Below are 17,414 nucleotides of genomic sequence, written 5' to 3' on the forward strand. Positions count from 1 at the left end.
TCGTGATAGATAACTTCAGTTCGAATTAAAATATTCGGATTTGCAGCGAATCCAGCTTGAACTTCTGCTACAGAATACGTAGGAAGTTCAGACTCTTTCATAAACCACACTCCCTTGTTGCGTGTTAACGTTTCACGCGCTTTTGGCAACGATTGTGCCACTTCAGCCAACGATAAACGCTTTCCGGTGTTGTCGACAAATTGCAACAAACTACCGCCTTTTGTTTCTACCGCTCCGTATTCTCCTTTGATGAAGTTTTTCCACTCCCAAGCTTGAGAACCCACGAAGATTAAACCACCAATAATGGTAAGGAACATGTAGAACGTGACTTTCTTCTTATTCATTTGATGACCAGCATCAACTGCCAGTACCATAGTTACCGACGAGAAGATAAGAATAAACGTCATTAACGCTACATAATACATCGGTGCGGTTACGCCGTGTAGAAACGGAAAGTGTGTAAACACCTCGTCTGCTAAAGGCCAAGTCTCAATAAATTTAAATCTGGAAAAACCGTAAGCTGCAAGGAATCCAGAAAAAGTTAACGCATCCGAAACGATGAAAAACCACATCATCAATTTCCCGTAACTTGCAGACATTGGCTCGTTACCGCCGCCCCAAGTTTTCTGACCCACACTACCTGGTGTAGTTACTGTCGCATCCATATAAGAGTGTTAGTTAAAAAGTTCCCAAATGTACGGTTTTTTCTTATTTGACGAAATACAAAAAGAAAAACAGATAGAGCCAAAGAAAGTCGAGAAAGTGCCAAAACATTGAACTTAACTCGATTCCCAAGTAATTACCCGCGCTGTATTTTCCACGTAGCTGATTTACAAGGGTAATCACTAACGAAAGCAGGCCTCCAGCCAAGTGCGCCAAGTGCACCATAACAAATGCGTAAAGGAATTGCGAGGTGATATTACTAGTCGGACCCGTTAAAAACTGCCCGTTGGCTACCATTTCATTAAATCCTTCAAACTGCTGCGTCACAAATAAAACGCCTAAAACAAGCGTAACCACCAAAAAAGTAGTTGTTTTTTGCACTTTATTCGCAGCTATGCTCTTCTTCGCAAACCAAAAAGTAAGCGAACTAATAACCATAATTATTGTACTATATACAAAATGTACCGGCAATTCAACCGGCTTCCAATCAGGACGCGATTTACTAACAATAAATCCACTCGTTAATCCGGCAAAAACCATCACCATACTAATGATCGCAAACCACAGGAGTAACTTCTTCGATCGGGCCGATTTTTCATCGTAAGTCAAATCTGCTTTTTCCATTATCTCAAAAATTTATCGATGACATAAACAAATTGCAATAGCGTAATATAGCCCACGCTCACAAGCATCAACTTCTTGGCCGATTGAGCCGTGCGTAGCTTATACAAGTTAATTGCCGCCATAAGCATCCAACCACCTAACAGCAGCGTAACTACAGCCGCCGGAATACTTAGATACAACTTCGAAAGCGGAGCCACATAAGGTAAAACTGCCGGCAATAAACTCGCAACAATCAACCAAATAGTGTATAAGATTGTTTGTGTGGCGGTCGACTGGTCTCGTTTTCCACTTGGCAACATAAAACAGCCCGCCTTCTGGTAATCGTCGTATAAAAACCAGCCAATTGCCCAAAAATGAGGAAATTGCCAGAAAAACTGAATTAAAAACAAGGTTCCTGCTTCAATTCCAAAATGCCCAGTTGCGGCAACCCATCCCAACATAAACGGAATAGCTCCCGGAAAAGCACCCACAAAAACCGAAAGCGGTGTAATGGTTTTTAAAGGCGTATAGGCACAGGTGTACAAGAATATCGAAATCGCACCAAACATGGCCGTTTGCTCGTTAATCGAATACAAGATCGCCAGCCCAAGTAGCGTCATCAGCGTGGCTACAATAAACGCTTTGGTAACCGACATGCGGCCAGACGGGATTGGTCTGTTCTTTGTCCGTTCCATCAACGCATCCAAATCTTTTTCAATAATTTGGTTAAACGCATTACTGGCTCCAACCATGCAGTAGCCGCCAATAGCCAACAAAATTAAGGTGTAAAAGGTCTGTAAATTAACGGTTTCAATTCCCAGTAAGAATCCGGCAACACTCGAAAAAACAACACTTACAGCCAAACCGGCTTTGGTAATTTCTTTAAAATCGAAGAAAAGCGCTTTAACTGTAAAAATGTTTTGTTTCTCTGCCTGTGTTTGCATGATGGCTATCTAGACCGCTACGGGTGCACAAAGATAAGTCAGCATTTTCAATTTAACCGAATAACAATTCGAAATAGTTCGTTAATAAGCCTTTCTATTTTTTGGGCGCACCGGCAAAACAACTCCTGCAAGTACTTCCTTACGGTTTTGCCGTCCTGCTTTCGCTCATAGTCCTCGCATCGTGGCTCGTAGCCTCGCCACGTGCTGCGGGCTAATCCGCTCAATCAGTTGCGCAACAGCCGTCCGTACGATAAAAGTCTAATAATCGAAATACATATTAAATAAGTCGGCACGAATTCCCAACGAAAACCAAGTAGTTTGCAACGACTTTACGGTCAACGTTTCTGTTTCCGGACTAAAGTTGCGTACCATCAAATGTGCAAATGCCTTTAAATTCGTCACCGGATTTACAATATAACCGGCCTGTAATTCACCGATAAACAAATCGGTTTTGTTTCCTTGTCCAACCAATACATTAGTATCAAACGGTCGGTCGGTGTTGTAATTCTTATACGGATCGCCGCCGTAGTTAAAATTGTCGGTGTCGGTTTCAAAATCCAAACCACGAATGCCGAAATTGAGTTTCGCTTCGCCAAAATAGCGGCCTTTTTGGTAACGCCCAATAAGCACTAATTCTTCTAAATTCGCGCCCCATTGGTGCCCCAAAGCTTGATTGTTTTGTCCGTAGTTTGTTAACGGATCGCTGTGTTGATACACATACGGACGCAATCGGTTGTACTCAGCTTGTAAGTTCAAACCTTTAATTTTAAACGCATCGAAATACTTCACGCCCAATTGATAACCGTATTTGTTGCGCCAGCTTTTGTTTTGCTCCTGAATATCGCCCAAAGCAAATTCGTCTAAGATAAATTGCCCATATCCCGTAACCGCGTTGTTGAATTTGTATTTGGCCGTTAAGCCTAAAACGGCATTTCCGCTGCGAGCCGACGAGGTAAACTCCACCGAACGGTAAAAAATTATCGGATTTATAAAATTCGAATCAAATCCGCGTCCGTTCGAGTTCGTCCAAACAACCGATTCAAAGAATCCCAAATTGAGGCGGTTTGATACGTTCCAACTCAAATAATGGTTGGCCATGTACTTACTGGCGTAGGTGCGTTCTTGGGTAACTTCTGGCCGCACATCTTTCAGAAACAAATACGTATTGGTGTACTTTATTTTCCAAAAGCGCGTATTCACTTTGATGAACGGATAGGGTGAGGCGCCGTCGGACAGTAATAGCGATCGGTAACCATCGCCTAAGAAATTTCTGCCATAACCCAATTGCAAGTCGATAAAATCCGAGGGCGTAACGGTAATAATCGCCTCAGCCGACGGAAAGTCGTACGAGTCGGTTTTAAAACGTTTGGCAATGCCAACGCCGGGAATAATTGCCGGATCTCCTCCAGAAGGCGCGATCGATTCTGCGTAAGCGTTGTAAAAACCGGCAAACCGACCCTGACTCTCATAGATCGATGTGGTAAAAACAATCGCTTTCCCCAAACCACCTTGAAGCTGCACGCCACGGGTATTTTGAAAAGTCGAATTGTTGTCGAAATCGTTTGTTCGGCCCATGCGTAAATCCACAAACGGATTGAGTGTAAACCAATAATCTTTACCTTGAAACTCAAAGAAATTCTCGTTCCAGAATTTGCGTCCCCACCAACCTTTGCGATCTTTTTTCATCGCTACCGTAGCCGCCTGAATGTCGAAATACTTGGAAACCTCTGCGTAAGTATAGGGCTTCGACCCCGTGTGATTGTTAGTGCCCATTTGGTTTAACGATTTGTCGAACCAACTGTAATAAAAGTGTGAGAACGGGATATTTAATTTGCTAGTAAACTGCGGATTGTTAAAAGGTAGCGACTTAATACTGTCGAGTTCGTTCGATTTTTTTTGCAGGTCTAATCGAAACGAACGGTCAATTCCTTCCTTTGTTTCCTCTGGGGTAATTTCATTTAACGGGATTCGAATTTTATAGGTAAATTTTTGATATGCTGGTTTTCCGTTGTTAACGCCCGGTTTTAGCGTGGGCAACATTCCTATCACCCGTTTAGCTTCTTGAATGAGTTCGGGATAAACGGCATCGGCAAAAAGAAATTGCGCTTTTCCTTCGGTATCTACAGCAAACAATACGGTAACAGTTCCTCGGTATCCGGTGGTTTTAATGGCCTCTGGAATTTGAAAATTATCGCTTACAAAAGTTTGCAAGGTTTGATTGAAACAGTTTTTTTGTTCGGCAAGCTCTAAGTTCTCACAAGATGGAAACAACGGAACGCGATCGCGATCTTGCGCAGTAACAAATTGAAAACTCAAGCAAAATATGGTAATAAAAACAATCGAGTAGTACTTTCTCATCAGTAATCAGAAGTAATTTTTTCTTGGTTAACCAACTGCAAAGCAGCGGAAGTTCCTATGCGCTTAACACCCATTTTAATGTATTGGTGTGCTTGTTCAAAAGTACGAATTCCGCCGGAGGCTTTCACCGGAAGTGGAAATCCATTTTCTAATAAAATGGCTGCCGTTTCGCGAGTTGCACCAGTGCTAGCAGTTTCGGCCGCTTGATAAAATCCTGTCGATGTTTTCAGAAAAATTCGGTGCAAATCGTTTTCATGAAAGCGATCCACGCAATACTGTTTGATCTTTGAAACTACTTTTATCAACGTAGCAGGATCGATAGCTGCGGTCTCTAAAATAATCTTACTCGTCTTTCCAGCTGCATGGACCAAGTCGATTACTTGAAAAATATCTGAATAAAAAGCAGCCGTTTCGCCTTCGTGTAGTAAATGGTAATTGCATACCACATCAACTTCTTCCGCGCCAAGCGAAAATGCTTCGCGACAAGCATTCAATTTATCTTGCGTACTGCTATTGCCAAGTGGAAAATCGATAACAGTTGCGAAAATCGGGCGGTTCGTATCTTTAGAAAAGTACTTTATGGTGGTTGTAAGTTCGTTTGGATACACCACAACGGCTTTTACGCTCGCTTGTTTAGATTCTTTTAGAAATGTAGTAAACGCAGATCGGTAGGCAACTTCATCGGAAAAGTCGCTCGGTCTTTTAAGAAAAGTAGCATCCAAAAACGATGCGAATTGAGTTTCGTTCATTTGCACAGAAGCGTTTTCGCGTGTGGTTGCTAAAGGTACTAAATCATTTTTTGAGATCGATCTTTGCTTAAGAAGCGGTTTGCTTTCGTTGTTTTAAGCGCCGAAATATGTTATAACAAAGAATAAAAGCAATTGTTCCGAAGCTGTTTCCCACAACATCGCGCCAATCGCCATGTCTGCCTACAGTGCAATAGTGCTGTAAAAACTCAATAATAAGGCCGTAGCTAAACGATAATAGTGCTGCCTTTTTTAAATGACTACTCTTAGATTTTTCTGGTTTCCATTCTGCGAAAGCGAAAAACCAAAGCGCAGTAAATATGAAATGAAAAGTGAAGTGCGATAGCTTGTCGAACTCGTAAATCTTAACGTGCGGTAAACCGGTAACGTCGGTTAAACAGAGGTACAAAACTACGGCACTCCACAATATTGCGGGTACACTTTTTATGATTTTAGGCGCCAATCAATGCTTTATAATCGGTGTCGCTGAGTAGTGTTTCAAAGTCGGCCGGATTCTCAACTTTAATTTTAATCATCCAACCATCGCCGTACGGATCGGTGTTAACGAGTTCTGGATCCGATTCCAGTTTGTCATTAAATGCAATAATTTCTCCAGAAATAGGAAGGAACAAATCCGAAACTGTTTTTACAGCTTCCACAGTTCCGAAAACTTCATCTTTAGCCAAAGTTTGGTCGAGAGTTTCAACTTCTACGTAAACAATATCACCGAGTTCTTTTTGAGCAAAGTCGGTAATTCCAACAGTAACGATGTCGCCATCAATACTTGCCCATTCGTGATCTTTCGTGTAACGTAAATTAGAAGGTATGTTCATGAGGTGTTGTTTTAATTTCTACAAAAGTATCAAATCTGGTGATGTTTTCTAATTTCCGAAGTTATATCTGAGTGTAAATCCGGAACGAATGTTTGTAATAGGGAACGCAGTAGAGATAACTGCTTTCGAAAACGAGTGATCGTAGAAGAAAATCGCAGTGAAATTTTTACTAAACGAATAGTCGGCGGTTAATTTTAGGTTCCAAAGATTTTGCCCGCCACCGAGTTGGTTGTTGTCGTAATCAAGATAACGAACTATTGTTTTGTTGTTTCTCAAGGTGAAATCGGCTCGTAAATTTATATCGGATTTAATTACACCCGTTGGGTTATCAGCAAGCGCAGAGTTAAAAATAACGTCTTTAATTCGGTACCCTAATCCAATGATGTATTCCATTCCTTGCACTTCGGTAAGCAAGTTGTTGTCGAAACTCAACGAGAGGGCGCGGTCTTTTTTCAATTCGGCGGTTACTTTCATCGAATTTTGCATTTCCATATCAATTTTGATCAATGGATTAAATTGCTCCACCAAGTTGATGTTAGAGATAATGGTTCTAGAGAAGAAATTTCCGCCCGCATCTAAACCGTTCGGATTGTTGTCGAATTCGAAGTTCGAACGGAAGGCGTTAATGGTGTACGAAGCGCGATACCCGTGTTGTAAACTAAAGCGTTTAAATCGGTCTTTAAAAAACTTGTAACGCATCAAACCGCTGTACTTAATGTTCCAGTTTGGAATTGGGAAGTCTCTAAACGGACTTAGAGAAACATCGCGGGCATCTTGACCAACATAGGCAGCCATAAATGCGGGTAAAAGAACTTGCTGACTATTTTTTCCATAGCCATTTGGGAAACCGTCGGCATCAATGTCGGTTGGGTCAAGACCGCGTTGAGCCGCTAAACGTTGCGCAACAAGTAATCGATTTTCTCTAAAGTCATCGAAAGCTGCGGAGGTTGTTTCGTCGCTTTTTGAAAAAGCCGTGCGAATCAGGTTGGTTGAAATGGAAAAGTTTCCAAATTCGTAAGGAGCACGCGGGTTGTAATTTCCGTCGCTAACGTCGAACTGTTCACTTTGGTTATTCACGTAGGTGCGGTTTGCTACTAAGTCGATTTTAAAATCTGGGAATAAGTCGATGTTAGCAGTAGCATCGATCGTTTTGGAAAGCACCTGAGAGTAGTTTCCGTTAAAATCCGGATAGTTGGTTAACCATCCGTTTTTAGCCGCTTCGTAGCGAACGTCGGCCTGACTACCGAACACGAAACCTAAACTAGGCTTACTACTTCCGAAGAATCCCAAACCGGGTAAATAGCCTGGTAAAATGGTACCTGCTGTTTCTGTGTAGTTGACTTGAACGTTTTTGACGCTGGTAAGCACTCCAATTAATCCGGTCATGAAAACACCACGCTCATTTTGAACGGCCGCTTTTTGAGCAACAACTTTCTCTCCCGGTTTTGGGGCAGCAGCAGGTTTATTAGGTTGCTTAGTTTTTTTACCAGTAAGACCAATATAACGGTAAAACAAGTCCATATTTAATGTCGTATTTAAACGATGCGCGCTATTGTTCTGAATGGTGTTACCTAAGTTGTAGGTAAGTCCGTTTACATCGGTAAAGGCTTGAAGCGCTTCCGATGCGCGTTGCCATTGGTAATCCCCGGTATAGGTGTACGACGATTTCAAGAAACTCAAGAACGGCAATTTGCTTAAAGGCAATTCGTAATTGACGGTAAGTTGCCGGTTGTGTGTATTGGCTTCACCCACGTTCAAGAAATCTTGCCAAATGGAGAAGTTTTCGATAGGTGTGCCATCAGCTTGAAGGAAATTCTGAACCAAATTGCTGTTCGAAGCTTGATAGTTTACCTTTAGGTTTTTGGTGATGTTGTAGTTAAATCCGTATTGGTAATTGAACAAGAAATTTCTTCGGAAAAGCGGATCTAAACCAATTCCTTGCACATCTACTTGTCTGAACTGTTGTCTGTTGTATTGTCTAAGTACTGTTGAACTGAAGTTAATGTTTGTGGGTAAGTAATTGAAATTGAAATCGCTCAATAGCTTCCAATAACTGCTTTTCGACATGAACTTGGTTTTCTTGAACGGTTCTACAGGTTTCGATTGAAAAGTGTACGAGTAATCGGCGGTTGTTCGAACTTGCTGATCGAGGTAATCTTCGATTTCGTAATCGTGGCGTTTCGTTTCGTTAAATGAGTAACCAAGCGTGAGGTTTTCAACATCGTAAATACGTTGTTTTTGTTCGGGTGCACGTTCTTTCTTAACTCCAATAAAGTTAATGCTCTTAGTTTTCGTGTACTCGATGGCACGTTCGCGAATGTTGTCGCGTTCGGCCTGATCTGCAGTCGCGTCGATAAGCTGATCCAATTTAATATCTTGATTGAACGGATCGTATTCTGGAGTAATTATTTCCTCACCAACGCCGTAGTTAAACGGAATGTTTACACCCCATTTTTTAGGAAGTAATTTCCCGACGTTGATGTTCGTAACGATATTATACTGTCGGATATCTTCCCGACTGCGTTCATTCGGACCGTCTTCAAGGGAACCGAAACCAATGGTCGACATACGTCCGGTTGCTGAAATTGTTGCGAAATCTGCTAAATTACCATCTAAGCTAGCAACGGCTGCCATACCTCCTTGGTTATCCATTTCGGCTAAACGCAATTCGTTAAACCAAACTTCTCCCACAATTTCGTTACCCGATACAGCTACAACTTCGGGGTTATTTTTAACACCCACCATCAGTGTTCGCACCAAACCAAAATTCGGATTTCCTTTCACACTAATTCGCATTTCATTGACTTTTCCAGCTAATGACGGATCGAGTTCTGATTCATTTAACGAGTAAACGCCATCGACAGCGCCACTTGGGTTTTGTAATGCCAAGACTTTTAGTTTTGTCAGTAAACTTAAGTTTAGGTCTACTTCATTTTCTTGCGGCCAAACCAATTCGGCGGCTAAGTTTCCGTTCGGATTTTCAGGAACCGAAACTTTAAGCGGTAATTCAACTTGATAATAATTTTGGGTAAAGTCGTTTCCAAAACGAATAAAACCAATCATTTTTCGATCAGGTAGTGGCTTGTAGTCGGGCGATTCAATAGGTAGCGCTTCCGCATGCAAGAACATTTTCAACTTATTGAATTGACGCATATCTACACTTACGTTTTTGAAAACCGCACGGGAGTCGTTTTCTTCTAAACCATTGCCGTACACGCGCAAAGCCAATGATTGCTCATTTTGGCGAACAACCGTGTTGTTGTTAAACAACTGTTCTCTACTTACACCAGGAGGCGTCACGTAGTTTATTGGTTTTTTATCGCCATTTTCTTGAACATTCACGGCCTGAACATCGAAGTTGGTCTGGTCGTTATCTGGATTGTCATCAAGTGGATCTAAAGTAGCCGTATAGCGTCTCCACTCGCCACGAACAAGATCAAGCGTTGCAAATCGAATAGTTATATCTTCTGAGAATCCAGTCAAAAACATACGCATGAAACGAATAGCGCGGAAGTCTTCGATAGGTCCAACCTTAACTGTATTGGCTCCTTGATCAATCGGAATTTTTAATTGAATCCAGCGAACGGGAATTGTTCCCGATTGTGATCCCTGAGGTATACGACCAACGGTGATTCGCTCGTCAGTGATGTATCCTTCGCCGACAGGCATATTGGGTCGAATATCAACAGCATACTGAAAATATGCGTCGATAGTATTCATCGTGTTATCTCGATTGATGTCCTCAACATCAGGAATAGTGGTATTTCCTCGGTTATTATCTGAAACTGAAACAGGCGAATTGCCATCTAAACCGTTGTAATTTTTGTAGCGTTCCAGAACGTCTCCTTCTGCACTTAAATAAAATTGATAGTTATCTGCAGATGCATCGCCTGTGGCAGCGAAGCCTGGAAATCGAACATTTTCGTCTTTATCTTCTAAACCATCATAACCAACATCTTGCACCGCTCGATTGGCTTCGTTGGTATCAAATGCATAAATTAAGGACTGCGATGCCGGAATTCGACCCCATGAAGAGGTGATTGTATTTTGTGTATTTCCGCTCTCAGGTAATCCGTTTTCGTATTGCTTGCGGCCATCTCGAAGTACGTCTTCAGAAATTTCTCCTAAGTTGAAGAATAATTTTCCCGTATTAAGCGGATTCTCGCTATCGAAATCGGCAGGTGCGCCACTACCGCGATAATAAGGGTCCATGATCCAAAATTGAATGTACTCGACATTGCTTTGCTCAAAATTAGTAGAAGTAATTGCGCGGGTGATTCCGCCGAAATTTTGCTCTGGGTTGGGAAGCGTATTAGATCCGTTTGCCGATGGGTTATAGTTGTAAGGACCTCGTTCGTTTGGGTAATACGTTAAATCCAGTGTATTGATTACCGTTTGCTGACCATCAGCAACATCAACTTCCGGAAAAACCTCGTCGATGTAAACGCGGCGTGTTTTATTAAGAGATAAATCGGCGTCTGTTAAACCTCCTGGGCGTTGGCTAGTAAAAAATATGGGGTCGATGGTATACCACGAGAGTTTAGCACGTTTATAACCATACTCTAAATTGTCACTCAATTCTCCGTTAAAGTTGAACGGATTGTTAGGGTCTGTGCTGTCTTGCGGAACGCTGGATAACGACCAGGCAAGCGGACCTTTCATGTCGATTGTTGTTTGCGAACCTTCAAAATCGTCGACATACAAAGTTGCCTCTCCTTCAAACTGATCGGCTTTCGGCGTGTCGGGCTTTAGATACGCAAATTCTCCACGGAACGAAATGTTTGATGGCGCATCGGTATCCATGTTCGGCAATTTGTTTACCAAGCGCGTTAAGAAAGGTACTTCAGTGGCATAGTTTACGTTTGCTCCGTAGATGGAGTTGTTAACCGATTCTTGTCCGTAATTGGATTTTTGTGTGAACGGACGTTCAGTCATTTTTAAGAAAGTAGCTCCAACAAGGAATTTATCGCTGAATTTGTGTTCAACGTTAATTCCCATAAATCGGCGTGTTTGCTGTCCAAATACAGAATTGTTTTCAACGGAGATCTGTATCGGTGTATTCGCTGCGGCTAAAGACGGATCCAAAATCTGAACTCGTCCTAGTTGATAATTCACCGAATAATCAATCCCTTCTTGCAAAACACGACCACCTGCTGTTACAACAACAGATCCGCGCGGCACGTTGTAGGCACCAATGGCAATACCGTCGCCGGTAGTCGATTTATATCGACCTCGAAGCTCGTACTTGTTTTTATCACTATCCTGTAGCGCTCTTGCTTGTGTGCTGCGATACATAGTTCTGAAAACGTATTTCGCCTGATTGCTGTTATAAGTAGCTGGATCGTTGTAATTTTCCGTTCCGGTTGTCGTAGCAAGTTTCTTAAATAAGAATTCACCAAAAGGTTCTACTGTTGTAAAAATGATGCGCCCATTTTGTGTATCAACAGTCAATCCTGGTATAAAGTCGAAAAATCCGTCGCCTCCAACTTGTGGGTCGTTTGTTACGTTTAAACGGTCTATATTGAAAACTTTAAGAAGTGGTGTTCGTTCAACATCGTCGGGAAGCGGTAAAGTTCCGGCTGCTGTAATGTAGTTTAAAGGTGAAGGATCTGAATACAAGATGTTGAAGCGGAAATCTTCTTGCTCTAATTGACCTCCTGGCGCAATTTGATAGATGTTTTTCATCATCAAATTCCATACAGGAGCGGTTAATCGTTGCCCATTTTGCAACTCGTTTTCCACATTAGTGAGGTTGCTTTTCAACATCTTTAAAACCAAACTTTGAGTAGAAACTACTTGTGTTTCTGGATTCTGCCCGTCGACAACCGTTGACTCTACACCACCATTTGCGAATTCTCCAACCTGAAAAACTTCTCCACCGCTGGTAAATTCATACGCTACAGCTAAGACTTCGTCGTTGTTCAATCGCTGTTGTAAGGAAATGTAACCCAACTGCGGATGAAAGGTGTATTCGTTTGAAGTTAGTTTGCGCGCGTTTTCCAATTTCGCATAATCCTGACCTTCGGCAACGACAACACCAGGAATATTAAAAGCTTGATTCGGACTCGTAGTGCTTATTTCCCGAATGGCATCTGTAAGATAACCGCCAGATCCGATTAAAGCAGGATCGAAACGGTTGTTGTTGTTATCTGGTGGGGTATTTGGTGCCGCGGTGAAAAAGCCAGAGGGAAGCGGATCGAGATAAACGACTTCATTGTCTTGTAAACCGCTTAATTGCGCTTCACCTAAATCTTGAAGCGCAACGATATTTCGCAAGTTGTTCTCTGTAGAACTTACTCGATTCTGACGATTGGTTACCCAGACTTCGATACGTGTAATTTGAATACGCGTATCTAAAACCGGATAATTTCGCATCGCAGCATCGTAGCGATTTCTAAAATACTGCGACAAGAAGAAGTGTCGATCGTTATCGTAATCTAAGGCAAAAAGGTCGAAGTCTTGAAGAGTGCCTCCGCCTTGCGCGGTAACTTGTCTGGTTTGTGATTTTTGCTCAGAGAAAACCCCGGTAACTGTGGTTCGTCCAAATTGGAATTGCGCTTTCACACCAAATAAACTCTGCGCACCTTTTATAAGCGAGGTGTTCAGCGGAAGATTCACGTTACCTACTTCTATTTTTTGCAAGATATCGTCTTCGGTAGGCGTGTATTCGAGCTTGATTAAATTTTGAAACGCAAAAGTTGATTGGGTGTCGTAGTTGGCATTTACGTTAAGTCGAGTACCTACCTTTCCATTTAAAGCCATGCTAATACGCTGCTGAAAATCAAACGCAATGGCTTGTCTGTTCCTTGGAGAAAACGCCGGATTGTCTTGTCGGGTGAAACGAACACCCATGTCCATTTCAACTGATCCGGTAGGCTTCACGTCTATCGTGTTACTTCCAAAAATAGTTTCAAAAAAACTGGAGTTTACGTAGTAAGTAGGCAGCAAATTCTTCTTTTCGTCTTCACTGCCGGGACGATCTTCAAGTGCTTTCCCTTTTTCTTGAAAGTACTTTTTCATCGATTCTTTTAAAACCCGGTCTTCATATTCTTTTGGCGTTAAAACCAAAGGAAGAGTAACATCAAAACCACCGACAGTATTTGTGTACACATAGCGATCGGTTTTTGGATCGTACGTGTAGAGTTCTACAATACTTGGCGGATTTCCAAGATCAATTTTTCCGGAATTGTACCCAACAGTGTCGCGCACCTGTTCACTTTCCTCTTCATCAACCTGCGATACAGCGGTTTGCGACGAGAAAAATATTGCTAGCAAAAGCAATAATTTATATAGGTATTCTGATTTCTTCAGAAATTTCTTTTCCAACTAAGATAATATTTTTAAAGCCTGTTTGATATAAGTCTCCACATTTGCCTCGGGCTGTTCAAAAACAATTTTTTCAAGTGCCTTTTCTGCTAACTTTTTGTTAAAGCCCAAAACTTCCAATGCTGATAACGCTTCATCTCGTTTTGTATTGTTTTGCGAAACGGAAACTTCATCGATATCGTATAATTTTAACACCTTATCGCGCAAATCAATGATTACACGTTGAGCTGTTTTTACCCCAATTCCCTTTATGCGCTGAATCGTGGCCACATCGCCCGAGCCTATTGCTTCGATAATTCGTTTCGGCTCGATCGACGACAGCATCGTTCGTGCAATTCCGGCACCAATTCCATTGACCGATATCAACATTTTGAAAATCTCGCGTTCCGATTTTTCGAAAAAACCAAACAAAGTATGCGCATCTTCCTTTATCTGAAGATGTGTGTAAAGTTTAATGTACTCGAAATCTTGAATCAAGGAATAAGTGTGAAGCGATATATTAACCTGATAACCAACACCATTACAGTCGATAACCACTTCGGTTGGCAGCTTTTCAATCAGTTTCCCTTGTATTTGAGCAATCATGGTGTCAGAGTCAGCGCCCAAATGTAGCAAAAATCTTAAAAAAGGCTTAAAATCAAAGGTCGAATTGCGTATTTAACCGACACACAATGCCATTTTAGACAAGCAATAGCAAATTACGAACTTTTAAATATGTCTTCTGACTGAAGAAATCCTGAAATTAGCGCTTTTTGCGTTTTTCTTTTTCCTGCGCATCCACTACAGCAACAGCAGCCATATTTACCATTTCCTCAACGCTGGCACCCAATTGAAAAATGTGTACCGGCTTGTCCATCCCTAAAATAATTGGGCCCACCGAATCAACATCGTACAACTCTTTTAATAGCTTGTAAGTGATGTTAGCCGACTCCAAATTCGGGAAAATCAATGTATTTACTTTCTTTCCAGCGAGTTTTGAAAACGGAAACTTCTTTTCTAACATTTCCGAATTCAAAGCAAAGTCTGTTTGAATTTCGCCATCAATAATCAAATCCGGATAGTAATTATGCAGATACGCCACGGCCTCGCGAACTTTAGCAGCGCTTCCGTGAGCCGAAGAACCAAAATTCGAAAACGAAATCATCGCTATAACCGGCTCCATACCAAACATGCGAACAGTACGAGCCGTCATCAAAGCAATTTTCGCCAAATCGTCGGCACTTGGGTTCGGATTAATCGCCGTATCCGATAAAAACATCGGCCCGCGATTTGTCATCATCATATTCGCAGTAGCTATTAACGAAATACCAGGCGCCTTGTCAATCAGTTGCATCATCGGCTTGATAACCGACGGATAGCTGCGCGAATAACCAGTTACCAAAGCATCGGCATCGCCTTCATTCACCATCATCGCCGCAAAGTAATTGCGCTCCCGCATCCATTTTTGCGCATCGAGTAATTGTATGCCTCTACGTTGGCGCGACTTCCAATAAATATCTGCATAACGCAAACGGCGCACATCTTCTTCCTTTGTTTTCGGATCGTAGATCGGCACATCGGTATCAAATCCAATTTCCGATTTCAATTCTAAAATAACTTCTTTGTTACCTAGCAAAATCGGATGTCCGATCTTTTCTTCGTAAACGATCTGTGCCGCTTTCAAAACATCCAAATGATCAGCTTCCGCAAAAACAATACGTTTCGGATCCATTTTTGCGCGGTTCATCAACAAACGAACCATTTTATTGTCGCTACCCAAACGCTCTAAAAGCTCATCTTCGTAGCGTTGCCAATCAGTAATCGGATGTGTTGCCACGCCCGATTCCATCGCCGCACGCGCTACTGCCGGAGCTACTTTTGCAATCAATCGCGGATCAAACGGCTTCGGAATGATGTAATCTCTTCCGAAATTTAGCTTCGTTTCGCCATAAGCAATGTTCACTTGTTCCGGAACGGGTTCTTTCGCTAAGGCTGCTAACGCACGAACTGCCGCCATTTTCATAGCCTCGTTTATCTTAGTCGCTCGAACGTCTAAAGCGCCACGAAATATGTATGGAAATCCTAAAACATTATTCACCTGATTCGGATTGTCGCTTCGACCCGTTGCCATAATAATGTCTTCACGGGTTGCAATCGCCAAATCATAATCGATTTCAGGAACCGGATTCGCCATCGCAAATACAATTGGATCCGCAGCCATGCTCAACAACATTTCTGGCGTAAGCAAATTCCCGGCTGATAAACCCAAAAATACGTCGGCACCAACCATCGCGTCTTTCAAAGTAGTTCCTGGAGTCGCCGAAGCGTATCTTTTTTGCAAATCCGATAAATCAGTACGTGCCGAACTTAAAACGCCGTCTTTGTCGAACATAATGATGTTTTCAGGCTTCACACCCAACAACACATATAAATTTGCACATGCCAAGGCAGCAGAACCAGCACCGGAAACCACCAATTTGATTTCCGATATATTTTTATCTGCAAATTCCAAAGCATTCAAAAGTGCTGCCGACGAGATGATGGCCGTTCCGTGCTGGTCGTCGTGCATCACCGGAATGTTGAGTTCTTCCACCAAGCGGCGTTCAATTTCAAACGATTCCGGTGCTTTGATGTCCTCCAAATTAATACCGCCAAATGTGGGTGCTATGTTTTTAACGGTATTGATAAACTCATCGATATTTTTTGTGTCGATTTCAATATCAAATACGTCGATGTCTGCAAAAATTTTAAATAACAAGGCTTTGCCTTCCATAACGGGTTTAGAGGCTTGCGGACCGATATCGCCCAATCCCAAAACCGCAGTACCGTTTGTAATTACCGCAACTAAATTGCCTTTCGCAGTGTATTTATATACATTGTCTATATCTTTTGCAATCTCCAAACAAGGCTCCGCCACTCCTGGGGAATAGGCCAAAGAAAGATCGCGTTGTGTAGCGTATTTTTTGGTGGGTACCACTGCAATTTTGCCCGGTTTTGGCTTTGCATGATATAATAGAGCGGCTCGACGTTTGCTGTAATCAGACATAAGAAAACGATATAGTTCAGCGCAAAGGTAAGGGCTCAAACGAAACATCAAAGTTAAAAGGATTGATTTTTAAAAAATGTTGGTATTTCCTTTATTTTTATTTGGGCGCCCCGCTCCCCAGCCTTTCCCAAGCAGCGGCCCGGCTATTCGTTACAAGTCCTCAACACCCGTTTTGCTCCGCTACAACAGGTGTTTCCGGGCTTTCCACTGCTATCCGTGGCGCGGGCATTCGTTTCCACGAAAGTGCACAAACATAAAATGTCTTGTTCTCCAAAACAGCATCGCAAAACCTTTGTGAGTTCACGTGAAATTGTCGACTGTAGATTAACTACTTTTGCAAAATCAGATTCCCATTCATGTCAAAAATTAGAATTACCAAACAATTTAACTTCGAAACCGGCCATGCGCTATATGGTTACGACGGAAAATGCAAGAACGTGCACGGGCACAGCTACAAACTTTCTGTAACCGTGATCGGAGTTCCCATTGCCGATCCAAATAACGTGAAGTTTGGCATGGTCATTGATTTTTCGGATTTAAAACGCATCGTAAAAGAAGAAATCGTCGATCAGTTCGATCATGCAACCGTTTTCAATAAAAATACACCACACGTTGAACTTGCAGCGGAATTAATTCAACGGCAACACCACGTTTTGTTGGTCGATTATCAACCCACGAGCGAAAATATGGTAATCGATTTTGCGGCTCGTATAAAAGCGCGATTGCCCCAAAACATTGAACTGCATTCGTTAAAATTGCAAGAAACCGGCACTTCTTTCGCCGAATGGCACGCTGCCGATCAAGTATAAAAAAAACCGACGATTAGTCGGTTTTTTTATTCGGTCAAATTCCCCTTACTTTTTCACGATCAGGAATTCGCTACGTCTGTTGATGGCGTATTGTTCTTCGGTGCAGT

The 17,414-nt window shown here is 42.2% G+C and carries 10 protein-coding genes and 1 pseudogene; 1 reads left to right on the top strand and 10 read right to left on the bottom strand.

Going from position 1 to position 17,414, the window contains the following annotated elements:
* From ACOVQQ_RS11520 to ACOVQQ_RS11565, 10 genes and pseudogenes are all read right to left on the bottom strand, one after another.
* Window positions 1–665: pseudogene (locus tag ACOVQQ_RS11520) on the bottom strand (cytochrome oxidase subunit III); the annotation flags it as partial.
* A 43-nt stretch (window positions 666–708) separates the two neighbouring features.
* A complete protein-coding gene (locus ACOVQQ_RS11525; RefSeq protein ID WP_421818325.1) occupies window positions 709–1,287 on the bottom strand; it encodes a cytochrome c oxidase subunit 3 in 579 nt (192 codons plus the stop codon).
* Window positions 1,287–2,210, bottom strand: coding sequence for a heme o synthase (cyoE, locus tag ACOVQQ_RS11530; protein WP_421818326.1), 924 nt, complete (start codon window positions 2,208–2,210; stop codon window positions 1,287–1,289). The genes ACOVQQ_RS11525 and cyoE overlap by 1 nt, the downstream gene beginning before the upstream one ends.
* Window positions 2,211–2,468: 258 nt before the next feature.
* Entirely contained in the window at window positions 2,469–4,568 is a 2,100-nt protein-coding gene (locus ACOVQQ_RS11535) for a gliding motility protein RemB (protein WP_421818327.1), read from the bottom strand.
* Window positions 4,568–5,317, bottom strand: a complete 750-nt coding sequence (gene deoC / locus ACOVQQ_RS11540) for a deoxyribose-phosphate aldolase (RefSeq protein WP_421818328.1) — start codon at window positions 5,315–5,317, stop codon at window positions 4,568–4,570. Before deoC ends, ACOVQQ_RS11535 begins: the two co-directional genes overlap by 1 nt.
* A 67-nt stretch (window positions 5,318–5,384) precedes the next feature.
* Window positions 5,385–5,777, bottom strand: a complete 393-nt coding sequence (locus tag ACOVQQ_RS11545; RefSeq protein WP_094486709.1) for a VanZ family protein — start codon at window positions 5,775–5,777, stop codon at window positions 5,385–5,387.
* The gene (gcvH, locus tag ACOVQQ_RS11550; RefSeq protein WP_298148997.1) at window positions 5,767–6,147 is read right to left on the bottom strand and encodes a glycine cleavage system protein GcvH; all 381 of its coding nucleotides are present in this window, start codon (window positions 6,145–6,147) and stop codon (window positions 5,767–5,769) included. The genes ACOVQQ_RS11545 and gcvH overlap by 11 nt, the downstream gene beginning before the upstream one ends.
* A 48-nt stretch (window positions 6,148–6,195) precedes the next feature.
* The gene (sprA, locus tag ACOVQQ_RS11555; RefSeq protein WP_421818329.1) at window positions 6,196–13,422 is read right to left on the bottom strand and encodes a cell surface protein SprA; all 7,227 of its coding nucleotides are present in this window, start codon (window positions 13,420–13,422) and stop codon (window positions 6,196–6,198) included.
* A 51-nt stretch (window positions 13,423–13,473) separates the two neighbouring features.
* Entirely contained in the window at window positions 13,474–14,058 is a 585-nt protein-coding gene (ruvA, locus tag ACOVQQ_RS11560; protein ID WP_421818330.1) for a Holliday junction branch migration protein RuvA, read from the bottom strand.
* 157 nt (window positions 14,059–14,215) lie between these two features.
* Window positions 14,216–16,498, bottom strand: a complete 2,283-nt coding sequence (locus tag ACOVQQ_RS11565) for an NADP-dependent malic enzyme (protein WP_421818331.1) — start codon at window positions 16,496–16,498, stop codon at window positions 14,216–14,218.
* Between the two features lie 356 nt (window positions 16,499–16,854).
* Here ACOVQQ_RS11565 and ACOVQQ_RS11570 point away from each other — a divergent pair, with 356 nt between their 5' ends.
* On the top strand, window positions 16,855–17,307 hold the full coding sequence (locus ACOVQQ_RS11570) for a 6-pyruvoyl trahydropterin synthase family protein (RefSeq protein ID WP_421818332.1): 453 nt from the start codon (window positions 16,855–16,857) through the stop codon (window positions 17,305–17,307).
* Window positions 17,308–17,414 lie beyond the last annotated feature (107 nt).

It is taken from the genome of Flavobacterium sp. (assembly GCF_049240005.1).
Lineage (GTDB): Bacteria > Bacteroidota > Bacteroidia > Flavobacteriales > Flavobacteriaceae > Flavobacterium.